15 protein-coding genes and 1 tRNA gene are annotated in these 20,962 nt (G+C 65.4%); 8 read left to right on the top strand and 8 right to left on the bottom strand.

From position 1 onward, the window contains the following. The first annotated feature begins 74 nt into the window (after positions 1-74). The 3 genes from ACLJEU_RS03165 (at position 75) to ACLJEU_RS03155 (ending at position 5,703) form a co-directional block, all read left to right on the top strand. Complete coding sequence (locus ACLJEU_RS03165; protein WP_414661024.1) at positions 75-2,324, top strand: hypothetical protein; 2,250 nt, start codon at positions 75-77, stop codon at positions 2,322-2,324. A 179-nt stretch (positions 2,325-2,503) separates the two neighbouring features. Beyond that, positions 2,504-3,472, top strand: coding sequence for a glycosyltransferase family 2 protein (locus ACLJEU_RS03160; protein WP_414661025.1), 969 nt, complete (start codon positions 2,504-2,506; stop codon positions 3,470-3,472). Beyond that, positions 3,469-5,703, top strand: coding sequence for a hypothetical protein (locus ACLJEU_RS03155; RefSeq protein WP_414661026.1), 2,235 nt, complete (start codon positions 3,469-3,471; stop codon positions 5,701-5,703). Before ACLJEU_RS03160 ends, ACLJEU_RS03155 begins: the two co-directional genes overlap by 4 nt. Before the next feature lie 48 nt (positions 5,704-5,751). Here ACLJEU_RS03155 and ACLJEU_RS03150 read toward each other — a convergent pair whose 3' ends face one another. Continuing rightward, entirely contained in the window at positions 5,752-6,501 is a 750-nt protein-coding gene (locus ACLJEU_RS03150) for a class I SAM-dependent methyltransferase (protein WP_414661027.1), read from the bottom strand. Positions 6,502-6,719: 218 nt separating this feature from the next. On the opposite strand from ACLJEU_RS03150, the gene ACLJEU_RS03145 reads away from it, so the two are divergent. Next, positions 6,720-8,168 (top strand): hypothetical protein, encoded by a 1,449-nt coding sequence (locus ACLJEU_RS03145; protein WP_414661028.1) that lies wholly within the window; start codon positions 6,720-6,722, stop codon positions 8,166-8,168. After that, positions 8,165-10,174, top strand: coding sequence for an ArnT family glycosyltransferase (locus tag ACLJEU_RS03140; protein ID WP_414661029.1), 2,010 nt, complete (start codon positions 8,165-8,167; stop codon positions 10,172-10,174). Before ACLJEU_RS03145 ends, ACLJEU_RS03140 begins: the two co-directional genes overlap by 4 nt. Here the strand turns inward: ACLJEU_RS03140 and ACLJEU_RS03135 are convergent. The 6 genes from ACLJEU_RS03135 to nadD all read right to left on the bottom strand — a co-directional run bounded on the left by ACLJEU_RS03135 (position 10,155) and on the right by nadD (position 16,148). After that, positions 10,155-11,963 (bottom strand): hypothetical protein, encoded by a 1,809-nt coding sequence (locus tag ACLJEU_RS03135; protein ID WP_414661030.1) that lies wholly within the window; start codon positions 11,961-11,963, stop codon positions 10,155-10,157. The two genes, ACLJEU_RS03140 and ACLJEU_RS03135, sit on opposite strands and share 20 nt — an antisense overlap. Positions 11,964-12,030: 67 nt before the next feature. After that, positions 12,031-13,896, bottom strand: a complete 1,866-nt coding sequence (locus ACLJEU_RS03130; RefSeq protein WP_414661031.1) for an ArnT family glycosyltransferase — start codon at positions 13,894-13,896, stop codon at positions 12,031-12,033. Between the two features lie 114 nt (positions 13,897-14,010). Next, positions 14,011-14,367, bottom strand: a complete 357-nt coding sequence (locus ACLJEU_RS03125) for a type II secretion system protein (protein ID WP_414661032.1) — start codon at positions 14,365-14,367, stop codon at positions 14,011-14,013. Between the two features lie 196 nt (positions 14,368-14,563). Next, complete coding sequence (locus ACLJEU_RS03120) at positions 14,564-14,917, bottom strand: prepilin-type N-terminal cleavage/methylation domain-containing protein (protein WP_414661033.1); 354 nt, start codon at positions 14,915-14,917, stop codon at positions 14,564-14,566. Between the two features lie 188 nt (positions 14,918-15,105). After that, the gene (gene rsfS / locus ACLJEU_RS03115) at positions 15,106-15,564 is read right to left on the bottom strand and encodes a ribosome silencing factor (protein ID WP_414661034.1); all 459 of its coding nucleotides are present in this window, start codon (positions 15,562-15,564) and stop codon (positions 15,106-15,108) included. After that, positions 15,561-16,148 (bottom strand): nicotinate-nucleotide adenylyltransferase, encoded by a 588-nt coding sequence (gene nadD, locus ACLJEU_RS03110; protein ID WP_414661035.1) that lies wholly within the window; start codon positions 16,146-16,148, stop codon positions 15,561-15,563. Before nadD ends, rsfS begins: the two co-directional genes overlap by 4 nt. 120 nt (positions 16,149-16,268) lie before the next feature. Between nadD and ACLJEU_RS03105 the strand changes: the two genes are divergently transcribed. From ACLJEU_RS03105 to ACLJEU_RS03095, 3 genes are all read left to right on the top strand, one after another. Beyond that, positions 16,269-16,354, top strand: a tRNA-Leu gene (locus ACLJEU_RS03105). Positions 16,355-16,514: 160 nt separating this feature from the next. Next, complete coding sequence (locus ACLJEU_RS03100; protein WP_414661036.1) at positions 16,515-17,000, top strand: universal stress protein; 486 nt, start codon at positions 16,515-16,517, stop codon at positions 16,998-17,000. A 336-nt stretch (positions 17,001-17,336) separates the two neighbouring features. Beyond that, positions 17,337-19,793: a sodium-translocating pyrophosphatase gene (locus ACLJEU_RS03095; protein ID WP_414661037.1), complete on the top strand. Its 2,457-nt coding sequence runs from the start codon at positions 17,337-17,339 to the stop codon at positions 19,791-19,793. Positions 19,794-20,058: 265 nt separating this feature from the next. Here the strand turns inward: ACLJEU_RS03095 and purU are convergent, their stop codons facing one another. Next, on the bottom strand, positions 20,059-20,958 hold the full coding sequence (purU, locus tag ACLJEU_RS03090) for a formyltetrahydrofolate deformylase (RefSeq protein WP_414661038.1): 900 nt from the start codon (positions 20,956-20,958) through the stop codon (positions 20,059-20,061). Between the last annotated feature and the right edge of the window lie 4 nt (positions 20,959-20,962).

Raw genomic sequence — 20,962 nt, 5'->3', positions numbered from 1 at the left:
TAAATGTCGTCCGTTCCCTCGCGAACGGCGATTTTACGCGAGCAAGCCGGCGGGCGGACTGATTCGCTGGCCGGATGACGTCACGCGCCGTTCCCACCCGCGCCGGCTGGTTCCACGCGCCGCCGGTGGTGATGGTGCTGTTCGCGATCCTGGGCGTCACCGGATATTGGATGCTTTTCACGACGCTCCCCGCGTACGACGACGAAGGCTACATCCTGATCTCAGCCCGCGAGCAGTGGCGGACCGGCGGACTCTACCACGCGGTGTACAGCCAGTATGGCCCCGCGTTCTACGTGCTGACCGACGCAATTCAAGGCGTCCTGGGAAAACCGTTCACCCACCACGGCGCGCGCTGGCTGACGCTCGCACTGTGGCTCGGCACCGCGGGCGCGTGCACGGCGCTCGTGCACCGGCTCACCGGCGCGCGCAGCCTGGCGCTGTTCACCGCGGCGAGCACGTTTCTCTACCTGTACTTCATCCCGGATGAACCGTTTCACCCGGGCACGCTGATCATCTTCCTCCTCGCGAGCGTCGTGTACGCCCATGCGATCGCCAGCGATACGGGCGCGTGGCAAAAGACCAGCTGGCTCGCCGGCGCCACCGGCGCCGTACTGCTGCTGTGCAAAGTGAACGTCGGCGTTTTCTTTGCCGTGGCCGTCGTCGTCTGGGGCACCTTGCACGCGTCCTCCGACCGCGTGCGTCGATACGCTGCCCTCGTGGGACCGTGGCTGATCATCGCGCTGGCAGTGGCCCTGATGCGACCGCTCTGGTCGCAGCCCTGGGTGTGGACGTATTTGGGCGTATTCGCGGTCGGTACCGTAACGGTTTGCCGTTCGCTGCGGCCTGAACCGCTGCTCACGGCGACGTCGGTGCGCGCGCTGCTGCTGGGTGGCTTCATCACGGCGGGCGCGATCATCGGCGTGGTGTGCGTGCGGGGCACAACACTCTTCGCGCTGGTCGACGGCATTCTCCTCGAACCGATGCGCCACGCGGCGCGCTATTCTTACGCCGTCGACTGGCGGCCGGGCACCCTCGCGTTCGCCGCGCTCTCGCTGGCGGCGTTTGTCCTCCACACCGGGCTTCTGCGGCGCGGCGCCACGGCGGCGGCGGATCGCCTGATCCTCGGACTTCGGGCCGTACAGATGATCGCCTTGTTGATCGGGATCGTACTCCTGATGGAGGCGCGGGTGATCGGTGCGATCTTCAGCTACCTCGCCCCCTCCTTCTGGATCTGGACGATTCCACTCACCGGCGCGGCGGCGGTTCCGGCGATCACGCGGTTGCGCGGCTTCCTCGCGCTGGTGCTTCTGCTGCAGTACCTGCACGCGTTTCCGATCGGCGGGATTCAGGAGAGCTGGGGCACCTTCCTTTTCATGCCGCTCGTCGCGATCGGTCTCGACGAGGTGCGGCGCTGGCTGAACGCCCGCGGCCCGACGCCGGCTTCCACGCTGCTTCGCTGGCAAAGCCTCGCCGTCGTGATCGCCGGGGTCGCCGTGGGCAAATCTCTTTGGGTCGCGCAGCGCACGCATACGACGCACGCGGCGCGGGCCGATCTGGAATTGCCCGGCGCTGAACTGATCCGGCTGCCCGAGCCGCAGCGCACCGCCTATCGTATCCTCGCACTGAATGCAGCGGTTCACGCCGACATGCTTTTCTCCCTGCCGGGCATGTTCAGTTTCAACCTGTGGACGGGCCTCCCCACGCCATCGCAGCGAAACACCACGGTGTGGTTCACGCTGCTGAGCGAAGCCGACCAGCGCGCGATCATCACGCAACTCGAACAGACGCCGCGCAGCTGCGTCGTCGTGGAGGAACGGCTCCTGCACCTGATGAACCAGATCGGCGTGCCCGTGCAGGGCGCGCTCCACGCCTACCTGCAACAGCACTTCGCACCTGTCTTCCGGCTCGACGGCTTTGCGCTGCACGCCCGCCGCGGGGCGGCCATCGCCACGCTGAACATCGCCGAGGTTGCCCCGACGTCGTCTTCGTTGGCCGGCGTCGCCGCGAACCCGCAACTGGTGTTCCGTCTCGTCGGCGACGGACGGCCGATCGCCGCGATTGAGGCCGCGCCCCTGACGGACACGCCGTCGCACGGCCTCGCTTTGAATGGCGGCAATGCGTCGGCGACTGTGACGCCGATCGATCGAGCCGGCCGCCCTGTGCGTCTCGGCCAGGTCATGCCCTGGCCGTTGACCATCACCGGGCTCGCGATGGTGGCCCTGACCTTCGATCCCGCGCTGACGGCGCTACCCGCTGGCACCGCCATTTTCTACCTCAAAGGCGTCCACGGCGAAAACCTCGGCGAAGTGCGCCTGCCCGAATGAACGAAAACATTCTGACTACAGGCCGCCTGACGCGGCGGCCAAACAGTTCTTTTACACTCCCCGGCTCCACGGTGTGCCGATGCATCCTTTCAGCCGTCGCCGGCCTGATGTTCGCTGACTGAAATCACTGATCAGAAACGGCGTTGCGTGCCGTTTCGCCAAAGCTCTCCCTTACTCTCGTGTCCTCTCCCGTCGTCACCGTCGTCACGCCCGTGTTCAACGAGGAGGCCGTGTTGCCCGAATTGATCGCGCGACTGACCGCGCTGTTCGACGGCAATCCCGGTTGTACGTGGCGCGCCGTGCTGGTCGACGATGGCAGCCGCGATCAGTCCGTGGCGGTGATCCGGACCCACGTCGCGCGCGATCCGCGTTTCGAGTTGGTGGAGCTGTCGCGCAACTTCGGTTTTCAGAGCGCGCTCTCCGCCGGGCTCGCGCAGGCCGCGACGTCCGATGCGGTCATCACCATGGATGCCGATCTGCAGGATCCGCCCGAGGTGATTCCGGCGATGGTCGAGGCGTGGCGGGGCGGAGCCGACGTCGTGCGCGCGGTGCGTCGGTCGCGCAGCGAGTCCGGCTTGCGGCGGGTGGGCTTCGACGCCTTTCACCGCCTCTTTGGCAAACTCACCGACTATCCCATCGAGCCCAACACCGGGACGTTCGGCCTGCTCGGACGCGAGGCGCTGGCCACGTTCAACTCGCTGCCCGAGCGGCATCGCTTCTTTCCCGGATTGCGCGCGTGGATCGGCTTCAACACCGCGGACGTTTCCTATGATCGCCAGGAACGCGCGGCGGGGCAGCCGCAGCAGAGTTTCAAGCGCCTCGTGCGCTACGCACTCGACGGCCTCTTCAGCTTCTCGCATCTGCCCCTGCGGGCGCTGACGTATGCCGGCATCTTCATCGCGTTTGCCGGTTTCGCCGCCGCGATTTTCTACGCGGCGCGGCGTATCATCGGAATTGAGACGGCGCCCACCGGCTACACCACGCTGGTGACGGTCGTGCTCTTTCTCGGCGGCGTGCAGCTCATCGGCATCGGCGTGCTCGGCGAGTATCTCGGACGCGTTTACGACGAGGTGAAACGCCGGCCCAACTACGTCGTGAAGCAACCGGGCCGGACGCGCGCCCGGGACAACTCCGGTTCGACCACGTGAGGGAGTCGTCCACCCGGGTTCAACCCGCCTGGCTGGAAACCGTCGTGCTGGGCGTGGCCACCGCGCTGCTGGTGGTGGCGGCGACGTTCGTGATGTTCAGCGCGTTCATGTACTACGACGACGAGGGCTATGTGCTGCTCTCGCTGCGGAACTACGCCGAGCACGGCGGCCTCTACCGCGAAGTCTATTCTCAATACGGACCGTTTCCGTTTGTCGCGTATCACGCGCTCCAGTCACTGGGCCTGCCGCTCACGCACACCGTCGGCCGACTGCTGACCGTCGGCACGTGGGCCGGCATGGCGATCGCCTGCGCGGCCATGGCCGGCTACGCGACGCGCCACCTCGTCGCCCGACTGGCGGTGCTCGCCGGCGTCTTTGTTTACCTCTGGGTGATGGCCAGCGAGCCGACGCATCCGGGTGGCTTGATCGGCCTGCTGGTCGCGCTGCTGGCCGTGTTCGGTTACAAATGGATCGCACGCGATCGCATGGTCGCGTGGGCGCTGCTCGCCGGCGGCATCACCGCCGCGCTGCTGCTCACGAAGATCAACATCGGCGTTTTCGCCGCCTTCGCGACGTGCACCTGGTGGGCGCTGCATCATCGCAACGACTCGGTCCGTCGGTGGGCCCCGTGGGTGCTCGGAGCCTGCACCGTGGCAATGCCCTTCGCCCTCATGCGGCCGCTGCTGGGGACGCCATGGGTGCAGGACTATGCGCTCGCCTTTGCCGGCGGCGGACTGGCGACCGTGCTCGCAATCGCAGCCGGAGCGACGGGGCGCGTCGGCGGGCGTGAACTTGGCATCGGCCTGGCCGCAGCCGGAGGCGTCGCCGTCATCGTGCTCGGCGCCATTTTTCTTCGCGGCACGACGCCCGCGGAAGTGCTCGAGGGCGTCCTGCTCGGCCCGTTGCGGCACCCCGCGAGCTTCAGCCTGCGCTTTGTATGGCCGCCGGGCATACGTTGGATCGCGCTCGGATCACTGCTCGCCGCGATCGCCGCGTGCCTGCTGCGTCAGCGTGATCCTGCGCGCGTCGACCGCGCTGTCGCCTACGCGCGATTGGTCGTCGCGACCCTGCTCGCCGTCGTCTTCGCGCGCTTTCCCGGCGTCAGCCCCGACTACCTGACCTTCGGCTGCGCGCTGCCGGGCATCTGGCTATTCGTATGGCCGCTCGGCGGCGGGTCGTCCGCCGCCACGCAGCCCCGCAGCTGGCTCGCGCTCCTGCTGCTGGGCCAGTGCCTGCATGCGTTTCCGGTGCCGGGCAGCCAGATGGCGTGGGGATCCTTTCTGGCAATACCACTGGTCGTGATCGGTGCCTGGGATGCCGCCACCTGGCTCGCGCACCGGCCGCATCCGGGCTGGTTTGCACGCCGCCCCGTTCGCCTCACGGTGCAGGTGGCGCTGATCGCGTTGATCGGAGCGTTGGGCTGGAACCTCGCCAAGGTGGGCGGTCGCTACCGGCACGGGCAGAATCTCGGTTTGCCGGGAGCGGAGATGATTCGCCTGCCCGATCAATCGTCCGCGCTGTTTCGCGTGCTGACCATGAACGCGGCCGCGCACGCCGATCTGCTGTTTTCGCTGCCGGGCATGTTCAGCCTGAATCTGTGGACGGACCTGCCCACGCCGACGAAGGCCAACGTCACGCACTGGTTCTCGCTGCTGGATGAATCGAGGCAGCAGGCCATCATCGACGCGCTGAAAGCCGCGCCCCGCGCGTGCGTGATCATCGATCGCGGCCACGTCGAGTTCCTCGCCGAACGATCACTCGCCCCAAAGGGACGCCTGCTCGCGTACGTCGAAAATGAGTTCGAAACCGCGTTCACGGTCGACCGCTTTGAGTTCCGCGTCCATCGCGGCCGGCGCATCGAACCCTACCTGCTCGCCGAATCCCGGGTGCGCGCCACCGCCGCCGACGGACCGCAGGCCGAGAGCACGCTGCTGACGTTGTCGTTGCTCGTGCCGCCGCGCCGGCCGATTGCCAGCATTGAACTGCTGCCCGCCGCGAGCGCCGTGGTGCTCAACGCCACCAATTCCCGCGTCGAAGTCACCGCGCTCAACCCGCGCGGGATCGCCGCCGGTGCACCGCAGCGCGCCGCTTGGCCGCTGCAACTGTCCGGCCCGAGCCAGCTCTCGTTCTACTACGACCGCGAACGCCTGTCTCCGGTGGGGAACGACGCGACGATCATTTTCCGCGACGCCGACGGCGCGGAGATCGGTCTCGCCCGCGTGCGGCGGTAGTGGCCAGACGGATGCGTCGAGGCCAGCTTAAGTTCCGCGGCCGCGCCGTCACGCGCGCCGGCGAGCCACCAAGATCAAGCTGACGCCGAAGGGAAACGGTACCGGCCAGTGCGCGAGCTGGACGAACTGCGCGCGCAACAACGCATTGATCGGGCGCGCGGGAATGGTGTCTTCCGTACGCGCCGTGGTCGCCGCCGGACGCTCGGACGACGCGCGCCACTTGCGCCAGGTGCGCACGCCCCACACGGCCGGATAGACGAGCACGTTGGTGTAGTTGACGTGGACGACGTCCCACTCCGCCGACGGAAACAACGCGCGCAACTGCGGCCGATCGTATCGACGAAAGTGATGCAGCGCGACGTCCCAGTCGCTCCACAGCGCCATGCTCGCGGGCACGGTGATCACCGCGAGCCCGCCCGGTTTCAACAGGCGATGGAAGCCGCGAACCACGGCGCGATCGTCAGGCACATGCTCAAGCACGTCGAGTGCGGTGACGTACTCCAGCGAGGCATCGGGCAACGGCACCTGATCGCCCGCGAGACTGAGGATCTGGTCCGGCCGGAAGCGCGTGCGCAGCAAACGCAACGCCTCCTCGTGATCGTCGAGCACCATCACGCGGCACAGCCGCTCCATCTCCTGCGCGAACGAACCGGTCCCGGCGCCACAATCGAGCAGAAGGTCGTTCGGCCCGGGCGGACGCACCCGTTGAATCCATTCCCGGACGAAACGGCGTTTGCCCGAATAGTACCAGTGATCGGTTTCGAGTGCGGCGATGTTGGCGTATTCGGCGGCGTCCATCCGGTCGTGCAGCACGCTGTTTCACCCCTCCGGCTTCTCCAAGTGCAAAAGTCCGTAAAGCTGAAGCGCTTGGCCGCGAATGCACTCGACACGTCCGGGAGCGGACAAAAAATGCCGGGAGATGAACGTCTCCCCGCGCCACGCGTGCGTCGGCAACCGAGCGACGGCGCGCCGTGTCCGGTCGCCGGCCACCGCCGGGTAGATCCGCGCGTTCCGGCATGAGCCCCTCCACCGCGCCCGTCCGCCCGACGGTTTCCGCCCTGCGCCTGGGCACCTGGTGCGCCTTCGCGCTGGCCGCCGGCCTGCTCGCGATCTGGCTGTGGAGCCGGTACTGCCGCTTTCCCTCCGTGCCCTGGAACGACATGCGGCTCGCGCCCACCATTGCGCTCGCGCAAGGCTGGCCGGTGTATCCGACCGCCCATGACGGCACGGTCAGCACGTGGATGTACGGACCGCTGCCCGTGCTGTTCTTCTGGCCCGCGAGCTGGGCTTCGACTGCCGCCGACGCCATCATGATTGCCGCCGGGATGAACATGGCGCTGACGCTCGTGCCGATCGCGCTCGTCTGCTTCGCGTGGCCCGCGGCGGATCACGGGACGGACACCTGGCTGGGGCGCGCGCTCGCGTTTCTGCTCTGCCTCGCGGTCTGGCCCGAGCTGCACTACTCGGTGCTCTTCTCTGACAATCTCGCGGTCGCCTGCGGTCTCGTGGGAAACCTGTTGCTCGTGCGCGCCCGCGGGCAAACCGGGCTCTGGCTCGCAGCGCTGATCGCCACCGCCGCAGTCGCGTGCAAACAGATTTGCCTCGGCATTCCGCTGGCGCAGGTGATCTGGCTGGGAGTGACGATCGGCCCGCGCGAAGCGCTTCGTCACGCCGGCCGCTGCGTCGTGGCCGGAACCGTGATCGCGGTTGCGGCCATAGCCATCTTCGGTGCGCCGGGCCTCTGGCACACCTTGGTCGCCGTGCCGGGCCGTCTCGGTTGGGCCCCCGACGTCGCGCAACGGCTCCGCGCCGTCGCTCCCGAACTCCTGCTGCACGCCGGGCTGCCCGCCTTCGTGATGGTCGCCGGCCGCCGCGCGTTTTCCCAACCGCGTCTGCTGCTGCCGGCGCTCGCGTGGATCTGCACGCTGCCGCTGGGCCTCGCGGGCATGATGAAGGTCGGAGGCTGGACGAACTCCATTCACAGCTTCGTTCTCTGGACTCCCGCCGTGCTGGCAACGCTCTTCACCACGAGCGCACCGGACACGCGCCGGTGGACCGCGTATTTTACCGCCGCGATCGCGGCGGCCGCGCTGACCTGCGGCCGGGTGTTGCACGAATCCGATCTCACCCTCCGGCCGCAGACCAGCGAGTATCACGTCGCAGCGCAGCTTGCGGCCCGGCAACACCACGCCGTGTGGTTTCCGGTACATCCGCTGGTGACGCTCTACAGCGATCATCGCTACTATCATGACGAGGACGGCATGTACGCGCGCTTCAAGGCAGGCATGCCGATTTCACCCGCACATGCGGCGACCCAGCTGCCGCCCGGCCTGCGGGCGATCGTGTTTCGCAACGACTGGTCCGACTGGGGCATCGCCCGCCGCATGATGCCGGCGCAGACCCAGGACACCGTGATCGGCAACTGGACGCTGCGGATCGGCGTCGCCGCTGCCGCGCCACCGTGAGAGCGCCCTCCACCGCATTTCTACTGGCGCTCGCCGTAGGGCTGGCGCTGTTACACGCGACGCTCGCCGTGACGGCGACCGCGGAAAAGAGCATGACCTCCGACGAGATCGCTCATCTCGTCGCCGGCCAGGCGTACAACACCCGCGGCGACTACCGGCTGCAGCCGGAGAACGGAAATCTGCCGCAACGCCTCGCCGCCCTGCCCATGACGCTGGCCGGGGTCCGCCAGCCGCCGACGACGCTGGAGTCATGGCGGACCGCCGACGTCTGGAATTACGGATACACGTTTTTCTACCGCAACGGCATCTCGGCCGACGAATGGCTTTTCCTCGGCCGGGCGATGATCGCGCTGGTGAGCGCTGCGACGGGTTTGCTGATCTTCCTGTGGTCGCGCGCGCTGTTCGGCTGGAAGGGCGGATTCCTGTCGCTCGTGCTGTTCGTGTTCTGCCCGACGTTCCTGGCCCACGGTGCGCTCGCGACGTCCGATGTCGTGATGACGTTTTTCTTCGTCGCCTCCGTTGGTGCCTGGTGGCGCCACCTCGAGCGGCCGGGTTTTCTCTGGGGAACGATCAGCGCCGTCACGCTGGGCGTGGCGTTCGTGGCCAAATTCTCCGCGCCGCTGCTCGCGCCGATGCTCGCCCTGACGGCAGTGGGCTGGGCGCTCGGCGAAGCCCGACGCGCGGGCTGGCGGCCCACGCTGCTGCGCCTCGCCCGTTCGACGCTCGGGCACGCGGCGGTCGCGTGGGTGGTCGTGTGGATGTTTTACGGCTTTCGTTACAGCGCGTTCAGCCCGGAGCTCGCCGCGGAGGCGACGTTCAATCACGGCTGGGGCTGGACGCTTACGGGCATCGGCTTCAAGGCGAAGATCCTGTGGTGGCTGAACCACTGGCGAGTGCTGCCGGAGGCGTGGCTGTACGGACTGACCTTCGTGCTGCAGTTCTCCCGCGCGCGCGGGGCGTTCATGAACGGCGAGTACGGCATCTCCGGCTGGGTCTCGTTCTTTCCCTTCGCCTTTCTGGTCAAGACCACCCTGCCGCTGCTGCTGCTCCTCGCCGGCGGCGCCGCCGCCGCCATCGCGGTCACCGCGCGACGGATACGCGGCACCGGCCTCGCTGCCGCCCTGCAACCGCTGCGTCCGCTGCTGCCGCTCGCCGCGCTGTTTGTCGTCTATTGGATGACATCACTCGCGAGCCATCTCAACATCGGCCACCGCCACATCCTGCCGACCTACCCCGTGTTGTTCATCGCAGCCGGCTGGCTGGCAAAAGGGATCGATTTCCGCCGCCCCCTGCTCGCGGTCGCAATCCTGGGTGCCGTCGGCTGGCATGCCGTGGAGTCGATGCGGGCGCGACCGCACTACCTCGCGTACTTCAACGCCATCGTCGGCGGATCGCAGAACGGCTGGCGCCACCTGGTGGACAGCTCGCTCGACTGGGGCCAGGAACTGCCAGGTTTGCAGCACTGGCTGAAGGCCAACGCCCGCGGCGAGCCGGTGTATCTATCGTACTTCGGCACCGGTGACGCTCCATATGAGGGCATTCAGGCGACCGCGCTGCCGACGCTGCCCGAGGTCGGGCCGGCCCGCCGGTGGCACATGCTCAGTCCGGGTGTCTACGCGATCAGCGCCACCATGCTGCAGCACGTGTACGCGAAGATCCGGGGCGACTGGACCATCGAGCTCGAAAAGGAGTTTCAGCAGCTGCGGCTCGTGGAGCCGGACCTGCTCGCGTACCAGGGCGATCCGCAGCGCCGGGCGGCGCTCCTGCGCGATGCGCCCGCAGAGAACTGGAACGCGGCGTGGAAACGCTACGAACAACTGCGTTTCGCCCGGCTGTGCCACTATCTCCGCGCGCGGCGCGCGGACGCCGTCGTCGGCCATTCCATGTTCATCTTCCGGCTCACCGCCGCTGAAATCCAGGGCGCGACCGGCGGCTCGCTCGAGGCGTGGCGCCAGCTGATCGAGCGCGCACTGGCACCAGGCGGCGCTACTGGCCGGTCGGAGTAACGGCCGGCACGGGATCCACGCCCACGAGCCGGCTGATGCGAATCCAGCGGCCGCCGAAGCGTTTTTCCTTCAGCGTTTCGAGGCGGAAGTTCGGCGGCAGCACTTCGTCCGGATCGACGATGGCGTCGCCCTGCGCCGAGGTCGGTCGCAGCACTTGGGATACGATCACTTCGCGGAACGTTCCCTCCTTGAGGTGCCAGGCGATCTGCGGGCCTCGGACGGTTGCGATCGTCGTGTTGAGCGCGGGAATTTTTTCGAGCAGGAAGGGCAGCGTGGCTTTCGCGGTGATCAGGAGAATCGGCCCGCGCCGATGGCGTTCCGCCGCCTGCTCGAGTTCCCAATTCAATTCGTGCAGAACCATGTTCTGCGTGGTGTAGAAGCGGTGGGCATACGCGGGTGCGGCAAACACGAGGAGCCACACGCCGAGCCCAAGTCCGGCGAGGCGCGTCGCGGCGAACCGCTTCAGATCCCACGCATGCGCCACCCAGCCCGCGGCCACGGCGAGCGCGAAACAAAACGGCAGCGCAAAGCGGGTGGCGATGGGTTCGTCCAGCCGGCTCCAGTAATAAAACATCAGCAGGCCGAGATTGGCGGTGAGAGTGAGGGCAAAGAAGCCGAAGACGGGAAACCCGGCCGGCACCGGCGGGAGCGTTTCCCGCTGACGCCAGCGTTGCGCGAGTCGCACGAGCGCCCACAGGACGCCCGCTCCACCCACGGTTACGAGCCAGAGTGAGTTGGGCTGGCCGGGCGAGAGGCTGAAGAAGTAGCCCTTCGCGCCCTCGAGATTGCCGGCAAGATACTTCCACGCGAATCGCGTCTCCTCGCCGTCGCGCAACTGCCAGAGGATCGGTTTCGTCGAGACGAAGCGATCATGCCAGACGTACGGCACCAGCAGCAACGGCGCGATAATCGCCGGCCAGGACAGGATCATACGTCCGTGACGCAGCCAGCCGAGGACGATCACGGCGGCGACCGGAAAGACAAACAACACGGACTCGTAGCGCGTCTGCGCGAGCAGCACCGTGCCCAGCACCAGGACGCTGAGCCGATCCGGACCAGGCACCCGCAGGTACAAGGTCGCCGCGACCATCACGCCCGCGATCATGCCAAGATTGAGGAGTTCCATGCTGGCGCCCGTCGCGTTCTGCCCGAAGAGCGGGAGCGTTGCCAGCAAACCGACGGCGAGGCAGGCGGGCGCCACCCGGGCGGTGAGCGCCTTCACCAGCCAATAAGTCGCGGCGAGCGTCGCGAACGCCACGGCGACATTCAGCGCGAAGACATTCGCGATTCTGAAACCGGTGAGGTCGTGGATCAGCGAGACGAGGAACGGGAAGAAATACGGCCGCTTGTCGAGGAACGTATCGATCACCAGCCAGGTCCCGTCGAAGTCGTAGGCCCGCAGCGGCGTGCCCACTTCCTTCGTCAGATGCATGTGCCACGCGGTGCCCTCGAGGACGTATTCGTCAAACAGCACCTTGTGCGCGAACGTGTCGCTCCACACCGCAAAGAGCGTCGCGGCGACCAGCACGAGGCCCGGCCAGCCCGGCCGCCTGACCCACCCCGCGAGGACGTCGCGCCGCGCCGCGACCATTCGCCACGCGAAGTACATCCAGAGACTGAATACGGCCAGAATGTAATAGTAACCGCCGTGCACGATCAGGCGCTCCGCCACCGCCGGCTTGACGAACACAAAACCCGCAGGCACGGCCAGGACGGCACACAGGACGAAGGCGGCGAATGCGCGCGCATCACCCGGCCCCTGCAAGAGATTCGCAGCGCGCTTGATCACCGCGTCTCTTGGTTGCGCCGCCCGCGTGACCGGCCCGGACGCGCCTCGCCGGCTTCGGTCCGCGTCTTCACGGCAGCTGTTTCATGTAGCTTTCGAGAAACTGCTTTCGCGCGTCCTCGATTTCCTTGCGGGTCTTCTTCGACGCCTCGTCCACCGGCGCGCGCGCACTGATCGCGACGTCATCGGCGCGGATTTCCCGCACGCGACTGATGCGCGACAGCGTCAGCAGTTGCAGCCGCACCTCGGCCACCGGCTCGAGCACGAACGCGGGGCCGAGATCGTCGCCCTCGCGCAACGCCCGCTCGCTGGTGTCGGGGTTGATGTTCAGTCGCTGAAAAACGAATACGTCGGAAAAAGTACGGTTGCGCATGTGAAACGCGATGTCCTCGCGACGCTTGACCGCCACGACCGTCGGCGTGGCCGAGACGCGATGCGTGACCCACAGCGCCGAGTCGTTGTCGATCATCAGGTAGTCGGACCGCGGCTGCGCCGCCATGAAGTCACGCCGCCACGCCACTTCCCGGGCGGGCAGGTATTCCTGGCTGTAGGCGTGCGCCGCCATCGAAGGCACGCTGCGCACCACGAGGCCAAGGGTTGCCAGCCCGAGGAGCACCCGCGCCACGGCCGGTTTGGGGAACTGCGGCAGGACCGCCATGACGCCGAGAACCATCGCGAGATGGGTCGGCAGACTCAGCCGGCGGGTGACGACTTCATCGAACCACCAGACGTAACACATCATGAGCGCGAACTGCAGGGCGAAACCGAAACTGAAGACGGTCACGGCGACATTGCCCGCCGACTCCTGCGGGAGGGTGCGCACGCGCTTCAGAACGAGCAGCGCGAAGAACGGGAGGGCGAGACAACCCAGGACCGAAAGCACGATTGAGTTCGGCTGGTCGGACGCGGCTCCGAAGAAAAACTTCAGCGCGTGCACCAGACTCTCGGGAATGTAGGTGAGCGAGAACGGCGTCGTGTAGCCTGGCTTGCTGACCATTTCCCACGACGATTCGCGGATCTCGAAAATCCGGTGCTGCAGCGGATAGTGCACCATCAACAACGGCGCCACGATCACCGGCCAGGTCAGGATCGGACGGCCTTCCTGCCACCAGACATAAAGCACGAGAATCGCGACCGGCAGCAGAAAGATGACCGATTCATAGCGCACCTGCGCCATCAGGAGCGCGGAAAAGCAGAAGGCCGTAAGCGTCGGTCCATCGCGGCGCTCCACCCAGCGCGCCCCCAGAAGAAGGGTGGCGAGAATCATCGTGAGATTCAGCAACTCAAAGCCGCCACCGGTGCTGTTGTGGGCCAGCAGAGGGAGACCGGCGAACAGCACGACCCCGAGCCAGCCGGCGACCCGGCCGGCGAGCATCCGGCCCGCCTGAAAGACGAGACCCAAGAACACGAACGTCAGGCCGGCATTCACCACGAACGCGTTAGTCGGACGATAGCCGGTGAGGTCGTGAATGAGTGAAACCAAGAAGGGAAAGAACAGCGGCCGCTTGTCCATGATGCCCTCGATCACCACGAACGACCCCTGAATGTCATTCCCGCGCAGAGGGGTGAGCGCGCTCTTGTCCAGATGCATGCTCATCGACGTTCCGAGCAGCATGATCTCATCCATCACGATCTTGAAACCGAAGGTCTCGTGCGCGAGGAGGACAATGCCGCCGGCCGCGATGATGAGGACGGAAGCGACGTCGATCGAACGCCACCGCCACGCCCTGAGTTCCGCGCCAAATGTTTGCCACAGGGCCCACAGGGCGATGGCGAACGATGCCAGGACGAACCAAAATCCGTACTTCGACACCAGGGTGATCGCCACGCGATCGGGAATGGCCACGAATCCCAGGACGACCGCGAGCAGCGCCGACAGCACCAGCAGCCAGCTGCGCCGGTCGGTAATGAGGGCGGGGAAAAACGCGTTAGTCATTGGGGACGCCGGTCCGGGAAGGTCGCGCCGCGAAATCAATGCGCAGCCGGCCGGGCGGCGTCCATCGCCAAAGCGAGCGGCCGGCGCCTTGCGCCGCCGCCGCACGGCGCGTCCTTACGGCGTGTAGGTGATCGTGCGCAGGCTACCGACATTCGTGACCGTCAAGGTGACACCCTGGGTGTAAAAACTGGGATACACCTCGCTGGCGACCGTACTGAACTGTTTGAGGTAACTGCCCGCGCCGACCAGATTGGTCGAAGCGGCGAAACCACTGCCGGTTTCGAGGAAGTATTGGTCGGCGGCAGCGGCGAGTTGCCGCGCGTTGTTCAGGACCGTCTTGTCCTGGGAGGCCGCGCGGACCTTTTGCCATGCCGGCAACGCGATCGAGGCCAGGAGCCCGATAATGACCACGACGATCATTATCTCGATCAAGGAAAAGCCCGCACGGCTGGAGCGTGGCGCGGATTTCATACAAAGAGGGAAATTGGCTGGCCAGCATCCGGGAACGTCCCGGTTCAGGCTGGAATCTTGATCCTGCCAGTGGCGGGCGAACTGACCGGCAGCCTGAGCCGCCAGCGTGCCGGAGGTAATTCCGGCAGTCCGCCCCATCACTGCAAAAAGCCGCCCAATCGCTTGGGCGGCTGAAATGAGGATCTAGCAACCTGAATCAGGGAGCGTAGGTGATCGTGCGGGCATTCGCGATGCCGGCGATCGTGATCGTCATACCCTGGGTGTAAGCAGCCGGATAGGACTCGCTCGCCACCGTGTTGAGGGCCTTCACGTAGTTCGTCGCGCCGACGAGGCTCGACGAGTTGGCGAAGGTGGCACCGTTTTCGAGATAGTACTGGTCGGCGGCGGCCGCCATCTGGCGGGCATTGTTGAGGACTGCTTTGTCCTGGGAAGCGACGCGGACCTTCTGGAAGGCAGGAATCGCCATGGCGGCCAAGAGGCCGATGATGACGACGACAATCATGATTTCGACGAGGGTGAAACCCTTCTGCGTGGAGGAGTACTTTTTCATGGTGAGAGCACCGACTGACGACCGTTCGTATGATGGATGATAAACAGCTCAAGCGTGAGCAGTGCGGAGAGCGTGCCGTCAGACCCCAAAATCAGCAAGGTCAAAAATCTGTAAGCCCCTGAAGCCCACTACGTATCATTCCCAATGGCAACAACCGCAATTAAGTTCTTGCCGGTTGTGCCGACCCCCTAGGAGCGCGGGCGGCGAGCGGCTTTTTTCGGCGCTTTAGCCGTCGTCTTGGCCGGTGCCTTCTTCTTTGGCCGCGCCGCCTTCGCGGCAGACGGCAGGACCTTCGCGAGTGGCAGAGCGACCGCGTCACGCCACAAGCGCTCCAAGCCGTATCGCTCGCGCGCCTCGGCGAGGAACAGGTGGACCATCACATCAAATGCATCGATGACCACCCAACCGCTCTCCTGAATGGCATCCATCCCCACCAGATGCACCTTGGCTGCATCGAGCACCTTTTCCAATTCGATGCGGAGGGCGCGCAAGTGCGGCTCCGAGGTCGCGGTGGCGACGATGAGATAGTCGGTGATCGAAGACTGGGCGGACACATCGAGCACGGCCACGTCGCCGGCTTTCTTGTCCTCGAGCGCTCGACAGCACAGGCTCACCAACTCGGGCGTCGCGGACTTCTTGGGTTTCATCGTATGTCGCGATACAGACTGTGTTCCTTGATGTAAACAATCGCCTTGTGCGGGACAAAATAATCAAGCGAGAGCTCCCGCCGGGTGCGTTCCCGCAATTCGGTCGAACTGATGGCCAGGAGATGGCCGTCGCAGCGGTGCAGCTTCAAACCCGGGATGTCAGCCCGCGCCTTAATCGGATATCCGGGGCGCTCCAGGAAAATGAACTCCACGAGCTGGGCGAGTTCATTGATGTCTTTCCAAAGATGCAGCTTGGGCAGCTGATCACCGCCGATTACCCAGTAGAGTTCGTCGTTGGGATAGAGGTTTCGAAAGTGCCGCGCGGAATCGATGGTGTAGCTGACGCCGCCGCGCCGGAGCTCGATATCCGAAATCTCAAACCGGTGATCCCACTCGATGGCCGCGCGCAGCATGGCGAGCCGATCCTCGGACGATGACTGCACGTCGTTGGGCTTGAGCGGTGCCTGGGCGGCGGGCACCAGGATGAGCCGGTCGAGCTTGTGTTGCTCATATGCATCCTGTGCGGCCAACAGGTGCCCGAAGTGGACGGGATCAAAGCTCCCGCCGAGGAATCCGATTTTCACCCGGCGCAACGTGTCCGCCGCATCCACCCCCGGCAAGGTCAATTCCCCCGCGCTGCCGGGGTCCGCGTACAGTTTGTCTGGAATCCCAACGGTGGGTGCCTTTTCCTGCGAGGGAGCGTTGCCCGGGTGGTGGAATGGTAGACACTAGGGACTTAAAATCCCTTGCTCGTAAGAGCGTGCGGGTTCGAGCCCCGCCCCGGGCACCAGTCTTCGCTGCGCCGACGCGACGAACGTCACACCTTCGCTCTTGGGAAAATACGGCCACGACGCGGCGCGCAACTCGGCGTCAGGACTTCCCGCAAAATCCGCACAAGCTTGGCCAACGCGTGCGTTGTCAATCGCACCGCGGAGAACTAGAGTGAGCACATGAAAACGATCCTGGCCCCCGTCGACTTTTCCGGGGCTAGCGACGCCGTCATCGCGGAGGCCGCTACCCTCGCCCGAGCCCTGGATGCTCGGGTCGTCCTGCTCAATATCGTCCAACCCCCAGTCCTGACCGCTGAGTACGCTCCACTCCTCCAGGACATCGCCGAAATTACCGCCGCCGGTGAAAAGAACGCCGCTCGGCAGCTGGAGAAACTCGAGGAGAAACTGAAAGGCGAGTTCGTCACCGTGGAAGGCGTCCACGCGGTCGGCGCGCCGATTGCACACATCATCGAACAGGCCGACAAGGTCGACGCCGACTACATCGTGATGGGATCGCACGGGCATACCGCCCTCTACGATCTCCTGGTGGGCAGCACCACGCACGGTGTTCTCATGCGGGCGAAATGCCCGGTGATTATCGTCCCCGCGGTCAAGGACGGCAAAGTGCGCAAACGCAAAAGCGACAGCCGGAAAACCGTCGCCTGAATTTTTGGGTATGTGGGAACAACGGGCGCGGGCACAGGCTCGCGCCCTTTTTTTTAAACCGCTTAGACCTCCAACCTGTTTCGCCAGTCGCAATGTCCTCGGCCCCACCCTCAGGCCGCAGTCCGCTCCACCATCCGGCCCCGGAGAACGGGACCGGATTTGAATTAGAGTTTTTCGACCCAACTCCTGCGCCATAAGCCCTCCTTTTCTGATTCCAACCCAACCACTATAGACTCGCGGCACCGCCGCCGGCTCGCCACACCAGCAGGGTCCCAAAACCCCTTTGGGAGCGAGATAGTCCAGTGCCCCGGGCAGATTTCGTTCACCACCCCTACTATGCAATTCCATCGATCCCTTAAGTGGGGCGCCGCTGCTTTGGCGGCGACCGCCCACTCCGCCCTGCAAGCCAGCGAAGCCGACATCCGCATCCCCGATCTGCGGACGATCACGTTCATGGACGGATCGCTCGGCGGCATGACAATCCTGATGATCGGCCTGGGCGTGTGTGCGCTCGGCATGATCTACGGCTGGATGCAGTTCATCCAGACCCGCAATCTGCCCGTGCACAAATCGATGGCCGCGGTTTCCCAAATCATCTGGGAAACCTGCAAGACCTACCTTTTCCAGCAGGGGAAGTTCCTCGCCATGCTCTGGATCCTGATCGCGATCTGCATGGGTTATTACTTCGGCGTGCTGTCGCACATGTCGGTCGGCCACGTCTTCGTCATTCTCGCCGCCTCGGTGCTCGGGATTCTCGGCAGCTACGGCGTCGCCTGGTTCGGCATCCGCATCAACACCGTCGCCAATTCCCGCGCCGCCTTCTCCGCGCTGCAGGGCAACCCGCTCGCCACCCTGCTGATTCCGTTGAAGTCGGGCATGAGCGTGGGCCTGCTGCTGGTCGCGATCGAATTGTTCTTCATGATCTGCATCCTGGCGTTTCTGCCGGTGGATCTGGCCGGTCCCTGCTTCATCGGCTTCGCGATCGGCGAATCGCTCGGCGCCTCCGCCCTGCGCATCTGCGGCGGCATCTTCACCAAAATCGCGGACATCGGCGCCGACCTGATGAAGATCGTCTTCAATCTGCCCGAGGACGATCCGCGCAACCCCGGTGTGATCGCCGACTGCACCGGTGACAACGCGGGCGACTCCGTCGGCCCGACCGCCGACGGCTTCGAGACCTACGGCGTCACGGGCGTCGCGCTCATCGCGTTTCTCGCCCTCGCCCTGGCCGCCAACCCCGCGCTGTGCGGCGTGCTGATCGTGTGGCTCTTTGCGATGCGTATCCTGATGGTCATCACGTCGCTCGTCAGCTACTGGGTGAACGATCTGATCAGCCGCTCGGTCTGGGGCAACGCGAAGGACTTCAACCTCGAGCATCCGCTGACGAATCTCGTGTGGATCACGTCGCTGGTGTCCATCGCCGTCACCTACGCCGCCAGCTATGTGCTCCTCGCCAAGCATCCCGCGGTGGGGCCCGGCCTCTGGTGGGTGCTCTCGACCATCATCTCGCTCGGCACGATCGCCGGCGCCCTGATCCCGGAGTTCACCAAGATCTTCACCTCGACGGAAAGCCGCCACGTGAAGGAGGTCGTGACGTCGTCACGGCAGGGCGGCGCCTCGCTCAACATTCTCTCCGGCCTGGTGGCGGGCAACTTCTCCGCCTTCTGGACCGGCCTCTGCATCCTGGCGTTGATGGTCGGGGCGTATTACTTTTCCGGACACGCCGCGGTCCAGACGATGATGCCCGAGGCGTTCCGCTTCGCCGCCCCGATCTTCGCCTTCGGCCTCGTGGCCTTCGGCTTCCTCGGCATGGGACCCGTGACCATCGCGGTCGATTCGTTCGGGCCGGTGACCGACAACGCCCAATCCGTCTACGAGCTCTCGCAGATCGAATCGAAACACGGCGTGTCCGCCGAAATCGAAAAGGAGTTCGGTTTCAAACCCGACTTCGAAGGCGCAAAACACCAGCTCGAGAAAGCGGACGGCGCGGGCAACACCTTCAAGGCGACCGCCAAACCCGTGCTCATCGGCACCGCGGTTGTAGGCGCCACCACCATGGTCTTCGGCATTATCATGATGCTGAAAGCGCTCTACCCGGACACGATCGAGAAGCTCTCGCTCGTTCACCCCGAGGCCATCATGGGCCTGCTCATGGGCGGCGCAGTCATCTATTGGTTCACCGGTGCCAGCATGCAGGCGGTCGTGACCGGCGCATACGGCGCCGTCGTGTACATCAAGGAGAACATGAAGCTGGATTCCGCTTCGGCCGCGACCGACGCGTCCAAGGAGGTCGTCCGCATCTGCACTCAGTATGCGCAGAAGGGCATGGTGAACATCTTCATCGTGATCTTCTGCTTCAGCCTGTCCCTCGCGTTCTTCGACCCGTTCTTCTTCATCGGGTATCTGGTCGGCATGGCGTTCTTCGGCCTCTTCCAGGCCATCTTCATGGCCAACGCCGGCGGCGCCTGGGACAACGCCAAGAAGATCGTCGAGGTCGAACTGAAGATGAAGAACACCCCGCTGCACGCCGCGACCGTGGTCGGCGACACCGTCGGCGATCCATTCAAGGACACGTCGTCCGTTTCGCTGAACCCCGTCATCAAGTTCACGACCCTGTTCGGCCTGCTCGCCGTGGAAATCGCCGTCAAGATGGAGGCCGGCCTGAAACACACGCTCGGCGGCATCATCTTCGTCATCGCCCTGGTCTTCGTCTATCGCAGCTTCTACGGCATGCGGATTCCGACGAATCCCCGCGATGCCGACGTGGCGCCGCATCAACTCAAGAAAGGCTGAGCCTCCCAGCGTTCGCGGGGCGGCGGGGAGCGTTCCTTCCGCCCCGGATTGGCAAAAGCGAGTCAGGAAAACCTGACAGAAACGTCAGTCACGCGCGCTTGGCAGACCCGGTCTCAGAACCACGCTGGGAGCGACCCCCGCAGGCTGCGAGCCGCACTGACATCATCCTCTCGGGGTGAATGACATGGCGGTGCCGGAGGGGTGCTGGTCCCCGCGCGTCGCTGCTGGATCGACGCGCGGGGTTTTTTATTGAGCGAGACCCCGCTCAATCAAAGACGACCGTCTTGTTGCCGTAGATCAGCACGCGGCCTTCGAGGTGCCAGCGCACGGCCTGCGCCAGCACCAGTTTCTCGAGATCGCGTCCCTTGCGCACCAGATCATCGACGCCATGGCGGTGCGTCACGCGCGCCACGTCCTGATGAATGATCGGGCCCTCGTCGAGATCACGCGTCGCATAGTGCGCCGTGGCGCCGATCAACTTGACCCCTCGCGCGTGCGCCTGGTGATACGGCCGTCCTCCGGCAAATGCCGGTAGAAACGAGTGGTGGATGTTGATCACCGGGCGACCGAACTTTTCCAGGAACGTCGCCGAGAGCACCTGCATGTACCGCGCGAGGATCACGAGATCCACGCGCAGTTCCCTCAACAGCGCCAGCTGCTCGGACTCGGCCGTCTCCTTTGTCGCCGCCGTCACGGGAATGTGGACAAAGCGCAGGCCGTAGCCGCGGGCCACCTCCGCGAGATCGGTGTGGTTGCTCACCACCGCCGCGATGTCGCACGGGAACTCGCCCGCCTTCCAGCGCAACGCCAGATCGTGAAAGCAGTGGTCCGACTTCGAAACGAAGACCGCGACGCGGGGCCGATCGACCGACGAAAGTATCCGCACGTTCATGCCGAGCGTCGTACGCGCAAAGGCCGTGAACTCCGCCTCCGCCGCAGCCAAATCGACCGGCCGGGCCAGCGCGCCGCCCGCGGCCGCGGCACTCGCAAACGCCGGTTCCCATTCCACCCGTTGGAAGAACACGCCGGACTCCATGTCGCGGTGCTGATCGGCGTGCAGGATGTTGCCGCCCCGTTCGAAGATCCAGCCCGCCACCCGCGCGACGAGGCCGGGTTGATCGGGACCATGCAGGAGGGCAATGAGCGTGGCGGGAGCGGCGGACATGGAA

Origin of the sequence: Terrisphaera buseokensis, from assembly GCF_047521145.2 — a bacterium.
Taxonomy (GTDB): Bacteria; Verrucomicrobiota; Verrucomicrobiia; order Opitutales; family Opitutaceae; genus ER46.
The sequence above is the reverse complement of the archived record's forward strand: the minus strand, read 5'-3'. Positions and strand labels throughout refer to the sequence as shown.